Annotated in this window: 13 protein-coding genes; 11 read left to right on the top strand and 2 right to left on the bottom strand. The window is 59.1% G+C overall.

The window, feature by feature from the left end; translation table 11 throughout:
- Complete coding sequence (locus ACG9DO_RS13630) at nt 1-1,404, bottom strand: sulfatase (protein WP_394728830.1); 1,404 nt, start codon at nt 1,402-1,404, stop codon at nt 1-3.
- Between the two features lie 179 nt (nt 1,405-1,583).
- Between ACG9DO_RS13630 and ACG9DO_RS13625 the strand changes: the two genes are divergently transcribed.
- The 6 genes from ACG9DO_RS13625 to ACG9DO_RS13600 all read left to right on the top strand — a co-directional run bounded on the left by ACG9DO_RS13625 (nt 1,584) and on the right by ACG9DO_RS13600 (nt 9,300).
- Nucleotides 1,584-2,810 (top strand): glycoside hydrolase family 105 protein, encoded by a 1,227-nt coding sequence (locus tag ACG9DO_RS13625; RefSeq protein ID WP_394728828.1) that lies wholly within the window; start codon nt 1,584-1,586, stop codon nt 2,808-2,810.
- A 12-nt stretch (nt 2,811-2,822) separates the two neighbouring features.
- A complete protein-coding gene (locus ACG9DO_RS13620) occupies nt 2,823-4,214 on the top strand; it encodes a BNR-4 repeat-containing protein (RefSeq protein WP_394728826.1) in 1,392 nt (463 codons plus the stop codon).
- Nucleotides 4,215-4,440: 226 nt separating this feature from the next.
- Nucleotides 4,441-5,475: a sugar kinase gene (locus ACG9DO_RS13615; RefSeq protein WP_394728824.1), complete on the top strand. Its 1,035-nt coding sequence runs from the start codon at nt 4,441-4,443 to the stop codon at nt 5,473-5,475.
- On the top strand, nt 5,472-6,485 hold the full coding sequence (locus tag ACG9DO_RS13610) for a formylglycine-generating enzyme family protein (protein WP_394728822.1): 1,014 nt from the start codon (nt 5,472-5,474) through the stop codon (nt 6,483-6,485). The genes ACG9DO_RS13615 and ACG9DO_RS13610 overlap by 4 nt, the downstream gene beginning before the upstream one ends.
- Nucleotides 6,486-6,645: 160 nt before the next feature.
- Nucleotides 6,646-7,362 carry an IS6 family transposase gene (locus tag ACG9DO_RS13605; protein ID WP_394728820.1) on the top strand — a complete coding sequence of 239 codons (717 nt, stop codon included), beginning with the start codon at nt 6,646-6,648 and terminating at the stop codon, nt 7,360-7,362.
- A 351-nt stretch (nt 7,363-7,713) separates the two neighbouring features.
- Nucleotides 7,714-9,300: an FAD-binding oxidoreductase gene (locus ACG9DO_RS13600; RefSeq protein WP_394728818.1), complete on the top strand. Its 1,587-nt coding sequence runs from the start codon at nt 7,714-7,716 to the stop codon at nt 9,298-9,300.
- Between the two features lie 9 nt (nt 9,301-9,309).
- Here the strand turns inward: ACG9DO_RS13600 and ACG9DO_RS13595 are convergent, their stop codons facing one another.
- Nucleotides 9,310-10,428, bottom strand: a complete 1,119-nt coding sequence (locus tag ACG9DO_RS13595) for a CaiB/BaiF CoA transferase family protein (protein ID WP_394728816.1) — start codon at nt 10,426-10,428, stop codon at nt 9,310-9,312.
- A 208-nt stretch (nt 10,429-10,636) separates the two neighbouring features.
- Here ACG9DO_RS13595 and ACG9DO_RS13590 point away from each other — a divergent pair, with 208 nt between their 5' ends.
- The 5 genes from ACG9DO_RS13590 to ACG9DO_RS13570 all read left to right on the top strand — a co-directional run bounded on the left by ACG9DO_RS13590 (nt 10,637) and on the right by ACG9DO_RS13570 (nt 14,666).
- A complete protein-coding gene (locus ACG9DO_RS13590) occupies nt 10,637-10,945 on the top strand; it encodes a DUF1330 domain-containing protein (RefSeq protein ID WP_394728814.1) in 309 nt (102 codons plus the stop codon).
- A gap of 41 nt (nt 10,946-10,986) precedes the next feature.
- Entirely contained in the window at nt 10,987-11,967 is a 981-nt protein-coding gene (locus tag ACG9DO_RS13585; protein ID WP_394728812.1) for a quinone oxidoreductase family protein, read from the top strand.
- A gap of 79 nt (nt 11,968-12,046) precedes the next feature.
- Nucleotides 12,047-13,315, top strand: coding sequence for an aconitase/3-isopropylmalate dehydratase large subunit family protein (locus ACG9DO_RS13580; protein ID WP_394728810.1), 1,269 nt, complete (start codon nt 12,047-12,049; stop codon nt 13,313-13,315).
- A gap of 2 nt (nt 13,316-13,317) precedes the next feature.
- Nucleotides 13,318-13,803, top strand: a complete 486-nt coding sequence (leuD, locus tag ACG9DO_RS13575) for a 3-isopropylmalate dehydratase small subunit (RefSeq protein ID WP_394728808.1) — start codon at nt 13,318-13,320, stop codon at nt 13,801-13,803.
- Nucleotides 13,800-14,666, top strand: coding sequence for an oxaloacetate decarboxylase (locus tag ACG9DO_RS13570; RefSeq protein WP_394728806.1), 867 nt, complete (start codon nt 13,800-13,802; stop codon nt 14,664-14,666). The genes leuD and ACG9DO_RS13570 overlap by 4 nt, the downstream gene beginning before the upstream one ends.
- The last annotated feature ends 230 nt before the right edge of the window (nt 14,667-14,896 follow it).

Genomic DNA, 14,896 nt, shown 5'->3' with positions numbered 1-14,896 from the left:
TCACCGCATTATATCTGCGGCTGCCGAGGCCGGGATATAGGAGGCAAGCCGCGCCTTGACTTCCTCCAGTCCTCCCCGACCAGCAAGGTTATGCCATTCCATCGGGTCATTTTGGTGATCGTAAAGTTCCTGCGATCCGTCAGCATAGCGAATGTAGCGCCAGCGCTGGTCGACCACCGCGTAATTGCCTTCGCCATAGACCGAGACCTGCGGTTGCAGCGGCAGGACGGCGCCATCGGTCAGTACCGGTGCGAGGCTGCGTCCGGCGTTTTCGGGATTAGAAGGCAGGCCGAGCATATCGAGCACGGTGGGATAGATATCGATCAGGCCTACCGGATCGGTCACGACCTGTCGTTTAACGCCCGGTCCTGCGAAGATCATAGGGACCCGGGTCGAACGTGCCCACAATGACATCTTCGCAAAGCGCTGCTTCTCGCCCATGTGATAGCCGTTGTCAGAGATGAGGCAGACCAGCGTATTATCGGCATGGCCATGTGCACGAAGCCCGTCCAGCGCGATCCCCACGCAATGATCGGCAAAGGCGATCGAGGCGAGATAGCCCTGCAACATAGGGCGCCATTCCTCGTTCTTCTTGGCCCATTCGAGCGTCGGCATTTGCGGGACAGCGGCAAGGCTGCGGCCTGCAAAGGGCACGTCATCGAGGTCGTTCTCTCGGACCACCGGAAGCTCAATTTCGTCCAGCGGGAACATGTCGAGCCAGCGCTGCGGGACATACCATGGCACATGCGGCCGCACGAAGCCGAGCGTGAGCATGAAGGGGCGATCAGCCTGCCGCGCGAGGAAATCCGTTCCCCAGGTGGCGGTCTGGAAGTCGCGCATCTCCGCGTCGGTGTCGGGATAGGCGCCCCAGTCCGTGTGCGTGCGCGGATCGAACCATTTGAAGCGCTTCTCCGGACTGGGGCCATATTCGATATCGCTGCGGAGATATTCATCGAACATCCCGTCCTGACCGCCCTGGTGCGTGACTTTGCCCGCGCCGCCCGCGTAGTATCCATGGGTGCGCAAATACTGCGGCAAAAGCTTTGTCGGTGAGACTGCCGCGACCGCAGGGCCAAGCCGGGCATCGGATATTTGCCCGTAGATGCCCGTCTGGGCGGGATAGAGGCCGGAAAGAAAGCTCGCGCGCGAAGGCCCACAGATCGGTGCCTGCGAATGGGCGTTGGCGAAGGCCGTGCCCGAAGCCGCGAGGGTCTGAATGTTCGGCGCCCTGACCTGAGGGTGGTCGCCGAGCGCTGTCACCCAGTCATTGAGATCGTCGATGATCAGCAGCAGCAGGTTCCTGGCGCGGCTGTGCACTAGTCGATGCGGCGAAATGGCGCAGCCAGCCGTTGCGGCGACGCCAGCCAGAGCGCACAGCGCGAATCCCCTGCGTGTCAGCTGCATCGCCGTTCCCCTTTTTGCCTCCCGGTATGCAGTTGATCCGGATTCGCGCCAAATTGCGCGAAAATGAGCGTTACTGAACATTATTGTATTGCATTTGAAGTGGGGTCCGGCAAGGTGTTGCCAAGGCGGTGCGCCGTGCAAGGCCTTAGTCGGCCCATGATCGATTGAGAGGAAGCGCCATGATGTACAGGATCTTCGCTGGTCTGACTCCGATAGCGCTTGCCATTGCGGGCACATCTGCGGCGCTTGCCGATGATGGCGCGCCTCTCCCGCTCAGCGCCGACCAATCCTGCGGCAGAGTGGTGCCGGAATGGAAGGTTCCGGCGCTCAGCGATCCCTTAGCCGCTTCTGCGGAAGAGATCGGCTGTGCAGTCGCCGCCTGGCAGCTCGCTGCCAAAGAAGACATGAGCTACCTTGGTGAAAAGGTCCCTGAAAGCTCCTATGGCCGGGGCTGGGTGAAAGCTGCATTCTACATCGGGCTCGACCGGTTTGCGGCCCGGATGGGCGAGCGGCATCTTCTGGCTCGGGTACGGCAGTATTCCTACGAAAACGGCCTGGAGCTGGGCGATCGTCCCTGGCACGGCGATGACCAGGCGGTAGCAGCTGTTTATGGTGCGATAGCCGTGCGCGACAAAAAGCCAGAGATGCTGTCGAAATCCATCGAGGTATTCGATCACATTATCGCGCAAAACTACACCAACAGCCTCGAATTCACCGAGCCGACCGTCGCGGGCAAAGAAGGCGACTGCCAGAAGCGCTGGTGCTGGGCCGATGCGATCTTCATGGCACCTCCGGCGTGGGCTCTGGCATCGCAGGTTTCGGGAGATCCGCGTTACGTTGATTACGCCGCATCAGAAACACGCGCTGTAATCGAATATCTGCAGGATCCCAAGAGTGGCCTGATGTTTCGCGACAGCCGCTATTTCGAAGCGCGCACGCCTAATGGCAAGCCGGTATTCTGGAGCCGCGGTAATGGTTGGGTGTTTGCGGGCCTCGCTCGATTTATCGAGGCATTACCGAAAGACCATCCTGAGCGGCCCTTGATGGTAGCGACCTTCCGCACACTTGCCGACAGGCTCGTCACGCTCCAGCGCACTGACGGTTACTGGCCAACATCGCTGATGGATCCCGAGTTGCTCACCAACCCGGAGACCAGCGGCACGGCATTCTTCGGGTTCGGTTTGGCTTGGGGGCTCAACAACGGGTTGCTCAAAGGTCCGCAATACGAAGCAGCGCGCAACAAGGCTTGGGACGCCATGCGCAAGGCCACAACCGACAGCGGCAAGGTCGGCTGGGTCCAGCAGATCGGCAAGGATCCGCAGAGTACCGATGCAGGCACAAGCCAGCTCTATGCTGCAGGCGGGTTGCTGTTGTTTGCATCCGAAATGCTCCAGCCGGGCACATAGAGGGCCAGATCGATGGGCAAGCGAATTCTTCTGGCAGCCACCATCATTGGCCTGGCGGGGTGCGGCCCCACAGATGGCTTGCAGAGCGCCTCCGCGCCAGTAAGCGAACGCAGCGACCATTTCGCCGACAACGGGTTCGGAAATGCAGTGGCGGTGGTCCAGCATCCGGCGGGTGAATATCACGACGGCATCACCTACGTCAGCTATCAGGGGCCGCTAGAGGATCCCTATGTGGCGTCTTACAATCACCGGACCGGCGAATGGAAAGGGCCATTCAAGGCCGGGGTTAGTGCGATGGGCAAGGATCCCAGCCGCAAGATCGACAATCATGGCAAACCGACCATGATCATCGACAATGCTGGCTACATCCATGTCTTTTTCGGGGGGCATGGGGGCACCGCCGAGGCGCATGGCCCCAATCCGCTTGGCAACCACCACTACGGCGAAAACAGGCATGTAGTCTCGAAGCGACCATACGACATCAGTGAGTGGGAGCGTCTCGACAACATCCTGCCCTTCGGCACTTACAACCAGGTGGTGAAGATGGACAACGGCGATATCTACCTGTTCTATCGCCACGGCGCACATCGCAGCGACTGGGTTTATCACAAATCGACCGACAACGGCCGCACCTTCGCCGCGCCGGTCTCTTTCCTCAAGCACAAGCGCCGCACCGATCTGCAGGCAGTCGACAGCTGGTACCCCTTCGTCACCAAGGGGCATGGCGACCAGATCATTGTAAGCTTCGACTATCACCTGTGCTGGGACAATGACGGTGCACCAGACGCGCGCGGCCATACCGCCAACCGGCAGGACGTCTACTACATGGTTTTCGACACTAAGGATGACAGCTGGCGCAATGTGAAGGGTGAACGCTTGCCTATGCCGCTGTCGCGCGAGGTGGCTGATACGAAAGCACTGGTTGCCCGGTCCGACAAGCTATGGACCTTCAACGGCACTGCCGCGCTCGATCCGAAGGGGCGTCCGCACATCGGGATTACCATGGGGCAGGATATCGGCGGGCAAACCGGTGGTCCAAAGCAGATGCGGCACTATCGCTGGACAGGCAGCGAATGGGTGAGCGGCGGCTCAACCAAGTTGCCGATCGCGAACGGCGACCTTGAGGTACCTTCAGCCGACAATGTTCGGTTCTTGCTCGAATGGCGCGAGCCAGGCGGCGATGGGGTGGTCGGATGGTGGCAAAGCAGTGATGGTGGAGTAAGCTTCGCAAAGGCAGAAGAGCTCTTGCGACGCCCCAAGGCCGGCTTTGCCATCAGCGCATTCATTCGCAACGCGCATCCGGATGCGAGGATACTGGTGGCAGAAATACCGCGCGGATCGACCTCGCGCCGCATGTATTTGCTTGGCGATAACGGGCCGATTCAGCGGGTAGCGGTGGACTAGTTGCCATTCCTCGACAACGAAATTGGTGCGAAAAGCCCTAATTGCGACGAGCGGTGGGGCATCTGATAGAGCAGTACGCATCGGATTTGGCGGGTTTCACATTTGATCTGGTGCGCTATTGTTGGGGCGCCGCATTGATCTGCAATGTCTTCGACGGGCAGAAGCGACCCTTGGGCCCGTTCGAACTCTTGGTTGAGCCGAACGATGCGAATGATGGAAAGGCTGGATGACGTCTGATCGATATAACCAAGCGCCGCAGATTGTTTGCTTCGGCGAAATCCTGCTGCGCCTGGCTGCTCCGTCCAGCCAATTGCTGTTCCAGGCGCCAGTGCTCGAACCGACCTTCTGCGGTGCGGAAGCGAATGTTGCGGCCAACTTGGCTGGCCTGGGCCACCGTGCGGGCATGGTTTCCGCCCTGCCGGACAATCCAGTCGGTGAGGCTGCGGCGCGCGCCATCGCGGGATTTGGTGTCGCGCTTGCGGCGCCACGCGTGGCATCCTCGCGCCTTGGCACCTATTACCTCCAGCCCGGGGCAATGACCCGTTCTCCGCGCGTTACCTATGATCGCGCGGGATCGGCTTTCGCTCAGATCGACCCCGGCAGCTATGACTGGCCAACGCTCCTCGCGGGGGCCGAATGGCTGTTTGTTGGCGGGATTACTGCGGCATTGGGTGACAACGCGCTTTCAGCGTTGCGCCAGGCGATCGCGCAGGCGCAGGCGATCGGATTGAAGATCGCCTTTGACACCAATTACCGCCCTGCCTTGTGGCAGGGGCGCGAAGAACAGGCCGCGGAAATCCTGCGCGATCTTTCGTTTGAGGCGGACCTGATCTTTGCCGGACGCCGCGCGACCGCGATGATGGTGGGCGGCAGCTACGATCACGCCGATCCGGACGAAGGTTTCCACGAGGCGGCGCAAGCCATGTTTGCCGCCTCTGCGCGCTTGCAGCACATGGCCGCGACGCGGCGGGTGGTCCATTCGTCTGATCGCCAAGATCTGACCGGGCTGGTGGCCGATCGAAGCGGCAGCTCTGCAAGTGCGACGGTTGCGCTGGAAAATATCGTTGACCGGGTCGGCACGGGGGATGCCTTTGCCGCGGGCGTGATGCACGCGTTGCTGACCGGCATGCCGCGCGATGAAACCGCAACCTTCGCGACTGCCTGCGCCGAATGGGCGCATTCGGTGCGTGGGGACATCATGCTGGCGACGCTGGCGGACGTTGAAGCAATCGCCAGCGGCAGCAGGGATGTGCGGCGTTGAGGCACGTTACGGCGATCGCATTGTTGCTCGCAGTTTCTGCCTGCAGCGGCCCGGAAGAAAGTGCGGAACTCCCCACCTCGGCGCTCGATTTCGCGGCGGCGAAGACCTGCGCAACTCCGCCCGATGCGCCGGTACGGATCGAAGGTGGCTCCTTCACCATGGGCAGCAGCGCCGTCTATGCCGAGGAAGGCCCGGAGCGCCAGACAACGGTTGGCGGGTTCTGGATCGATCCGCATGAAGTGACCAACCGGCAATTTGCCGAATTCGTCGAAGCTACGGGATATGTCACAGTCGCGGAGAAACCGGTCGATCCGGAGCTGTTCGGCGTGCCGGTTGAACAGATCCCCGCCTTTATGCTGGAACCCGGCTCGGCGGTCTTTACCCCGCCCGACAAGCCTTCGCGCAATTACAATGACTGGTGGGAATACCTGCCCGGGGCAAACTGGAAGAAGCCCTACGGCCCCGAAGGTCCGGATGCGGTGCCCGACCAGCCGGTGGTGCACCTCGCCTGGGATGACATGCAAGCCTATGCGGCTTGGAAAGGCGGGCGGATCCCCACGGAGGCCGAATGGGAATACGCCGCGAGCGCTGGTGCGAAGAAATATACTGAGCAGCCTGCGCCCGAACTCGCCAACAGCTGGCAGGGCGTCTTCCCCGTCACCAATGAGGCGAGCGACGGGTTCAAGGGCATCGCCCCGGTCGGCTGCTTCAAACCTAATGCATTCGGGCTGTACGACATGGTCGGCAATGTCTGGGAAGTGACCGCGGATTTCTTCCGCGCGGGCCATGATCCGGAAGATCGCGACAATCCTCGCGGGCCAAGCGAGAACAACGCATATGATCCGCTCAATCCGGGCTTCTCAAGCCGGGTGATGAAGGGCGGCAGCTATCTTTGCGCGCCCAATTACTGCCAGCGCTATCGCCCTGAAAGCCGCCATGGCCGCGACCCGGGCCTTGGCGCGTCAAACGTGGGATTTCGACTGGTTTACGACCGCTTTCCGCAAGAATGACCAATTCGTTCCTACGCCCCTATCGGTCGGGATAGAGCGCGCGCCTCGTGAAATCGGCATCAAGTTCGAAATGGCTAGCGCAAGTTGATGCAATCACATCGGCACTGTCAGAGCAACTGTACATAATTGACGGCTGAGGCGGTAAGGGTAGGGCGAAGTGATGCCAAGACCAACGAAGCCAGCCAGTCCATTCCGCTATTTCAACTCCTCGCCCGAGATCATTAGGCTCGCAGTGCTGATGTATGTGCGGTTTCCGCTGTCGCTGCGGAACGTCGAAGACCTGCTTTTCGAACGGGGGATCGACATCTGTCACGAAACCGTGCGCCACTGGTGGAACCGGTTCGGTCCAATGTTCGCAGCAGACATCAAGAAGCAAAGGATCAGCCGGATGAAGGGATTTCGCCAATGGCGCTGGCATCTCGATGAGATGTACGTGAAACTCAACGGCGAGATGGTTTACCTGTGGCGAGCCGTCGACCAGGAAGGCGAGGTCCTTGAGAGCTATGTCTCGAAGACAAGAGACAAGAAGGCTGCTCTCACCTTTATGAAGAAGGCGCTCAAGCGCCATGGCAAAGTAGAGGCTATCACCACTGATGGTCTCTCCTCCTACAAGGCAGCGATGAATGAGCTCGGCAACAGGCAGAAACAGGAGGTCGCCCGCTGGGCCAACAACAGGGTCGAAAACTCGCATTTGCCCTTCCGAAGACGAGAGCGGGCCATGCTCAGGTTCAGGCAGATGAAGAGCTTACAGAAGTTTGCTTCCGTTCACGCCAACGTCCACAACCACTTCAACCAAGATCGCCAACTGATCGACAGAGAGACTTACAAGACCCGCCGCTCTGCCGCTCTGGCTGAGTGGCAAAACCTCATGGCCTGATAGGCGGTTGGGGAAGGGGGCACTTCGCCAAGTGGAGACTGGTTAGCGTTAGACTGACAGCACCGCCACCCACCCCCGGCATTCGCGCCGAACTGGAACGGCGCAGCCGTGCCGACGTCCTTCAGGATGGGGTTTCTTCAGACGAAACTGGATCCACACCTGACCCGAACCTTGGCGCCGCGCTGCAACGTATGCCCGGCGTGCAAATCAGTTTCGACGAAGTTCGGCAACCCGGTCGGTATCTTTGGTCCGTCGATCTTCAACGGTGCGAATGTAATCAAATCATTCAACGCCGACTTGCCTTTCGATGATGGAGCTAGGTAGGATAAACCAATCGCAATGGAGAAGAACATGCCGAAGACTTCCACTGTTGAGCATAGCGGACTGGCTGAACTCCATGCGTTGCTGAACGGCGGCAAACTCATAACAGAAGAGGCTGAACTCGAGTATTTTTCGCACGACTATTTCAATCGCGGCCCGGAGCCAGAAGCTGTCTTTCAACCCTCAAGCGTAGAAGAGCTTGCAGGACTTGTGGCCGCTGCCAGCGCGCGGGGACTGGCTATCTACCCGCGCGGCGGCGGGTTTTCCTACACTGACGGATACTTGCTCACGAAACCGGGCATCTCGATTGACATGCGCAGCATGGATCGCGTGATCGAGATTAACGAAGAGGATATGTACGTCACGGTTGAGGCGGGGTGCACCTGGGCGCAGCTGGACGAAGCGCTTGCTCCGCGCGGACTGCGCACTCCGTTCTGGGGGCCGATGTCAGGGCGCAACGCCACGATTGGCGGCGGCGCATCGCAAGGCGCGGTCAGCTTCGGCTCTGCCAAATATGGCATTTCTGCCGACACGATCATCGGGATGACAGTGGTGAGTGTCGATGGCCGGATCATTCAGACAGGCTCTGCCGGTCAACCCAATCATTCGCCATTCTTCCGCAATTACGGGCCCGATCTGACAGGCCTTTTTTGCGGGGATTGCGGCGCATTGGGTATAAAGGCGACAGTCAGCCTCAAGCTGATCAAGCGGCCCAAGTCTGTGCTGGGGCTGTCATTTGGATTTGTCGACTATGAAAGCTACTTCAAGGCGAGCGCTCGTGTGGCCCGCGAGGGTCTTGCAACCGAGAGTATAGGTACGCTCTCTGAAACGGTTGAAGAGCGCGCTAAGAGCGAAGGATTGGTCGGCGGGATCAAGGCGCTTGGCAAGGTCATCTCGGCCAGCCCATCGCTTGGCACCGGGCTTGCAAGAGCAACGAAGATGGCGCTCGCTGGAGCAAATTTCGCAAAGAACCATCAACTGCTCCTCCATCTTGTGGTGGAAGGGCACGATGATGCGATGGTCAACTCGCAGGCTGCTCGCATCCGTGAAGTTGTGGGCGACCTCGGTCAGGAGATTGCCAATACCGTTCCCACAATGCTGCGGGCCGAACCCTTTCCGTCCTACGACATGCTCTCAGTGACCGGTCAAAGGCAGTTGCCGCCAAGTGTTATTTTGCCCTTCAGTAAAGTGATCGAGTTTCATCATGACCTTGAGCAACGGATTGCTGCGCGAAAGGAGCAGATAGAAGCGCTCGGGGTTAGTGTCATTCCTGTGTTCGCGACAATCGGGACAGGTGCCTTTCTCTATGAGATCGTCATGGCATGGGATGACAATGTCGACGAGTTTCACCGGCGTCACACCAATCCGGACCTGGTCGCAAAGGTCGAGCATCGTGAACCTGCGCCCGCAGCTCGCCAGCTTGCAGCAGATCTCAGGAGCGATCTTGTCGAGGCGGGCTACCTGTTTGGTGGTGTTCACGTGCAGATCGGCAAGGTTTATCCCTACGATCGGGAACGCAACACCGAAGCCCTGTCCTTGCTGAAGTCGTTAAAGCAGGAACTTGACCCGCGAGGTCTCTGCAATCCCGGCGCGCTGGGACTTGCACTGGTCGATTGAGCAGGCAAGTCAGTCGCCGAGCTTTGGGGACGCTTTCCCGCTTGCCAGTGTCGAGCGGGAAAACCGGATGGGATTTCGGACGCCTGGGACTTTCAGGCCGTCTGACCGATCCAGCGCAAGCTTCATCCCGCGATGGACAATTTGCGGATCAGCAAAGACGTCTGTGATGGAATTGATTGGTCCCGCCGGTACGCCAGCTTGTTCAAGCGCAGCCAGCAAGTCTGCCCTGCTCCATTTTGCGGTCGCCTCATGCACAATCGGAGTGAGCTCCTCCCGGGCCTTGAGCCGCTTGGCGTTGCTCGAGAACTCCGGTCGAGGGGCGATCCCAACGACGTCACAGAAGCGTTTGTACTGACTGTCATTTCCGACCGCCAGAATGATCCAGCTGTCTCTTGTCGGGACCGCTTCGTAGGGTGTGATATTGGGATGACGGTTGCCCATCCTTGTGGGCGACGTCCCCGTCACGAGATAATTCATTGCCTGGTTCGCCAGCGTCCCAACCATGACATCAAGCAGCGCCATGTCGATATGCTGGCCCAGTCCGCTGCGTTCGCGTTCCGCCAGCGCCGCCTGGATCGCGATGACGGAGTAAAGGCCTGTCAGAATATCTGCATAGGCGACGCCAATCTTTTGTGGTTGTCCGTCGGGCTCACCCGTGAGGTGCATGATCCCGCCCATGGCCTGGATGATGTAGTCATAACCTGCCCGCTTGGCGTAAGGACCATCCTGTCCGAAGCCGGTAATCGAGCAATAGATCAGTCGTGGGTTAGCTTGTGCGAGGTTGTCATAGTCGAGGCCGTATTTGGAGAGACCACCGACCTTGAAATTCTCGATGAGAACGTCCGCCTCGGCGACGAGCTCGCGAACCAGGTGCTGACCTTCGGTCGTCGCAAAATCGATGGTGATGCTCTGCTTGCCGCGATTGGTGGCGTGGAAATAGGCGGCATCTTGCGATCCATCGGGGTTTTCAATGAACGGCGGCCCCCAACTGCGTGTATCATCGCCTTGCGGGCTCTCAACCTTAATGACCTCAGCGCCCAGGTCCGCAAGGACCTGACCCGCCCACGGACCGGCCAGAATCCGCGCCAGTTCAACCACTTTGATTCCTTCGAGCGGTGCTGAACCCATTCCCGTCTCCCTTTGCACTCCTGCCGCCCTTCGCACCCCTGCTGGAAGCGGCGAGCCAATCCAGTATTATCAAAGTGGAGAGATGATCGAAGCGATTTTCGAGCGGGCATCGCCAAAGTACTCGACACGCGGGCACGATACACTTCAGTCCTGCAAAAGGTTAAGCAAGCGAGGCAGAAAGCATGCGCAACAATCGAAGGAAGAGCGCGTGCCCGCATTGCTGATCGCAGACATCGATGTGAAAGACCCGGAGGCTTACGCCAAGTATCGGACCGCCAATCCTGACATCGTCAATCAGTTTGGTGGACGATACATAGCATTGGGTGGAGCGGTCGAAGTTCTCGAAGGTGATTGGCATCCGGCCCGGACTATCGTTATCGAGTTCCCGACGATGGAAGACCTCAAGGCTTTCTACAATTCGGAAGCATATGTCGAATTGCGCAAGATTCGCTGGGCAAGTGCCAGCTCGAGAATGGTCGCGATAGAGACTCTTCCTGAACCCATCGATCGACCCTGAAATTCGAAAGACCCTGAAGTTCGAAAGAAAGACGAACAAGTATGACTGAAGCCAAAGCGATCGTAGTCCACCAGCACGGCGGCAGTGACGCCATGTCGTACGAAACCGTTCAGCTTGATGCTCCAAGTGGCAGCGAAGTGTTGCTGCGACAGACAGCGATCGGCGTCAATTTCATCGACTGCTATCACCGCTCAGGCCTTTACCCTGTCCCGGTGCCGTTGACGCCCGGGATGGAAGGGATCGGATTCATCGAAGCGGTGGGCCCTGATGTAACCTTGTTCGAGCCGGGTCAGCGCGTCTGCTATGGCAATGGTCCTTTGGGAGGTTACGCGTCCAAGCGACTCATTCCTGAGGCCAACCTGGTCGCGGTTCCCGATGGCCTCGATGACAACAAGATCGGCGGGACTATCCTTCGCGGTCTTACGGCATGGTACCTGGTCGCGCGAATGCGACCGCTCGAGCCGGGGACCACCGTACTGTTCCATGCTGCCGCTGGCGGAGTTGGCACCATTTTCTGCCAATGGGCCAAGGCTATTGGGCTGAAGGTTATCGGCACAGTAGGCAGTGAAGCCAAGGCTGAAATCGCGCGCGCCAGCGGGTGCGAACATGTGCTCGTCGCACCGGGCGATAATCTTGCCAGCGAAGTGCGCAAGCTCACCAATGGCGCAGGGGTGCCTGTGGTATTCGACGGTGTAGGCAAGGATACCTTCGAGCAATCGCTCGATTGTCTGTCCCCGACTGGACTTATGGTGTCTTTCGGCAATGCTTCAGGTCCGCCTCCCGCTATCGAGATCGGCAGTCTGGGACCCAAGGGATCGCTCTTCGTAACCCGTCCGACGCTCATGCACTACACCGCGAAGCGAGCAGATCTGGAAGAAGCGATGAGCGCCTATCTTGGCATGGTCGCGGGCGGACAGATCAAGAATGAAGTCGGACAGTCCTATGCTCTTGCTGATGCGGCGCAGGCCCATGATGACCTTGAAGGGCGCAAGACCACCGGCACAACCATGCTCGTGCCTTAGCTAGGGGAGCGGAAGCGAAGTCTCCATGACCGAGAATGAGACCATGCACGATCGAATAGCTCAGCCTGTGCCAAGACATATGGCGATGGTCGAAAAGATACTGTCGCGCGGCTGCGGTGCCGCAGATGTTTCGCCAGGCACCTCAGTTGTGGTCGATATCGATCTGGTATTTGGACATGAAGGATCAGGGCCGCGCCGCTGGCAACCGATCCTTGACGAGCTTTCGTGCGATGTATGGGACCCGGCCAAGGTCGCTGTGGTGGTGGATCACTATACGCCCGCCACTGCGGTCAAAAGCGCGGAGTTCATCCAGCAGGCCAAGGTCTTCGCGGAGCGGCATCGCCTCGCACATTTTCTTGATTCTGTCGGCATCAGCCACATTGTCCTCGCTGAGAGAGGCGTTTTGAGGCCCGGCATGATCGTGGCCGGAGGTGACAGCCACACCACCATGGGCGGGGCGTTTGGCACTTACAGCGCGGGCTATGGTCTGACTGACATGGGCGCTATGGTCGCGACGGGAAAGACGTGGGTTCAGGTCCCACACACTCTTCGGATCGAATGCGACGGTGCCTTTGGGCAAGGCGTGACCGCAAAGGACCTTATGCTGCGCCTATGCCGCGATCTCGGCATGGAAAATACGTTCTGCGTTGCTGAATTCGCGGGCAGCACAATCGATAATCTCTCGATGTGGGAGCGCATGGTGCTGTGCAATATGGCAGCCGAACTCGGTTGTGACAGCGGCATTGTGGCCCCGGACGCAGTGACATTTGATTTCCTTAGACAGGTTGGCGCTCCGATCGAAGATGAGGACCAGGCAGCCAGTCTTGCCTCTGATATCGACGCAGAATTCATCCAGACCCACCGTGTCGAAGTAGCAGCGCTCGCACCGCAGATCGCTGCCCCGCATTCGCCGCAGAACAGCGGTGACGCCGCCGATTACTCGGGTCAAGAGATTGATCAGGCCTATATCGGTGCCTGCGTTGGTGCGAAGCTCGATGATCTGCACAGCGTCGCGAAGGTACTGAGAGGCCGACAGGTGGCAAAGGGCGTCAAACTGCTCATCGCGCCTGCGTCGACGGCAATTACGCATGAAGCTACACGCGACGGCACGCTGGATATCTTGCTCTCGGCAGGTGCGATCCTGCTCCCGACAGGATGCGGCGCATGCGCTGGGCTGGGGGCTGGCGTACTCGCCCCCGGCCAACGGTGCATTTCTTCGACCAACCGCAATTTTCAGGGCCGGATGGGATCCTCTGAAGCGGAAGTCTATCTTGGATCGCCTTATTCTGTAGCGGCAGCTGCAGTCGCCGGTCGCATCGTCGATCCACGCGAAATGCTGGAGGGCTGAGGATGGGACGCGCATTTGTTCTTGGCGATGACATTGATACCGATGTAATCGCGCCCGGTGCCTACCTCATGCTCGACCCGGCTGAGATGGCAAGTCATTGCCTCGAAGCGGTGCGCCCCGACTTCGCGCCGTCTGTAGAAAGGGGCGACGTTCTGTTTGCCGGCAAGAATTTTGGGTTAGGCTCGTCGAGAGAACTCGCAGCTGCTGCGATCAAGGAACTCGGCATTTCATGTGTGCTGGCCCGTTCCTTTGCGCGCATCTTCTATCGCAATTGCATCAACCTTGGACTACCGGCGCTTTTATGGCCAGAGGAGTTTTCGGTCGAGGAGGGGGATGCGATCGAGATCGATCCATCAAGCGGAATGCTGGTCAATCTGACGCAAGGGCTAAGTGCCAGGACTGTGCCACTGCCCGATCATCTTCTCGAGATCGTGCAGAACGGCGGCCTCATCGCACACCTTAAGAAGGAAAAGGCGAAGTCAGCATGACCGATTTTCGACCACTGCTGATGCGCGCCGAAGGGGTTCATGCCCCCGGCTGCTACGACGCGCTGAGCGCGGCGCTGATCGAACAGGCCGGGTTCGAAGCGACCTATCTTTCGGGCGCATCAATCGCCTACACGCAGCTTGGCAAGCCTGACATTGGCCTCGTTTCAATGAGTGAAGTCGCTGATGTCCTGATGCGCATACGGGATCGGATCGGACTTGCGATAGCAGTCGACGCCGATACCGGTTTCGGCAACGCGCTCAACGTCGAGCGCACGGTCCGCACTTTCGAGCGTGCGGGGGCCAATGCGATCCAGCTTGAAGACCAGACGCTGCCTAAGCGCTGCGGGCATCTTACGGGGAAGACTCTGGTCTCTAGCGGAGAGATGGTTGGCAAGATCAAGGCCGCGCTTGACACGAGGCAATCGGAAGCGACGCTGATCATTGCGCGCACCGATGCGATCGCAGTCGAAGGTTTCGCTGCGGCATTGGACCGCGCGGAGGCTTATCTTGAAGCAGGGGCTGACGTCCTCTTTGTGGAAGCGCCATCGAGCCTTGAAGAAATGAAGCAGGTTTGCGCAAGATTTGGCGGGCGCGTGCCGCTTCTGGCAAATATGGTCGAAGGCGGCGCGACACCGGTCAAGACGAGGAATGAACTGCTAGAACTTGGTTATCGTTTGATTATTTCGCCAGGTGCCTTGGTACGCGCCATCACGCCTGTGATGGAGGCGCTGCTCGCTGAATTGTGCGAGACGGGGTCTTCTCACGCTTGGCAGGAACGCATGCTCGATCTGAGCCAGCTCAACCAGCGTCTAGAACTCAAGGAAATACTTGCTCAGGCAGAAAGCTACGCTGATTGTGAATGATAATCAGCCCTGCTTTGGTCGCCTGTCGAATGATTCCTCGAACTCTCCCGATTAGACGCCACGTCTGACTTAACATTTCAAGCGTGGCTGGGCTGCGACCAGTCAGGGTTAAGGTTCGATCCGGGGAGTTTGGGCCAACAATGAAGCTTGATCGTCGCGAATTCGCGTTGGGAGCATCTGCTCTAGGGTTGGGTGCGGCCTTATCTGGGTGTTCTGGAGGCCAAGGTTCG

Origin of the sequence: Altererythrobacter sp. GH1-8 (genome assembly GCF_043702085.1) — a bacterium.
Taxonomy (GTDB): Bacteria; Pseudomonadota; Alphaproteobacteria; order Sphingomonadales; family Sphingomonadaceae; genus Erythrobacter.
This window is presented reverse-complemented; position numbering and strand designations above follow the sequence as displayed.

Excerpts from the sequence above, each read along its gene's own strand:
- ACG9DO_RS13630 (WP_394728830.1), bottom strand. The coding sequence starts at position 1,404 with ATGCAGCTGACACGCAGGGGATTCGCGCTGTGCGCTCTGGCTGGCGTC.
- ACG9DO_RS13625 (WP_394728828.1), top strand. The coding sequence starts at position 1,584 with ATGATGTACAGGATCTTCGCTGGTCTGACTCCGATAGCGCTTGCCATT.
- ACG9DO_RS13620 (WP_394728826.1), top strand. The coding sequence starts at position 2,823 with ATGGGCAAGCGAATTCTTCTGGCAGCCACCATCATTGGCCTGGCGGGG.
- ACG9DO_RS13615 (WP_394728824.1), top strand. The coding sequence starts at position 4,441 with ATGACGTCTGATCGATATAACCAAGCGCCGCAGATTGTTTGCTTCGGC.
- ACG9DO_RS13605 (WP_394728820.1), top strand. The coding sequence starts at position 6,646 with ATGCCAAGACCAACGAAGCCAGCCAGTCCATTCCGCTATTTCAACTCC.
- ACG9DO_RS13600 (WP_394728818.1), top strand. The coding sequence starts at position 7,714 with ATGCCGAAGACTTCCACTGTTGAGCATAGCGGACTGGCTGAACTCCAT.
- ACG9DO_RS13595 (WP_394728816.1), bottom strand. The coding sequence starts at position 10,428 with ATGGGTTCAGCACCGCTCGAAGGAATCAAAGTGGTTGAACTGGCGCGG.
- ACG9DO_RS13585 (WP_394728812.1), top strand. The coding sequence starts at position 10,987 with ATGACTGAAGCCAAAGCGATCGTAGTCCACCAGCACGGCGGCAGTGAC.
- ACG9DO_RS13580 (WP_394728810.1), top strand. The coding sequence starts at position 12,047 with ATGGCGATGGTCGAAAAGATACTGTCGCGCGGCTGCGGTGCCGCAGAT.
- leuD (WP_394728808.1), top strand. The coding sequence starts at position 13,318 with ATGGGACGCGCATTTGTTCTTGGCGATGACATTGATACCGATGTAATC.
- ACG9DO_RS13570 (WP_394728806.1), top strand. The coding sequence starts at position 13,800 with ATGACCGATTTTCGACCACTGCTGATGCGCGCCGAAGGGGTTCATGCC.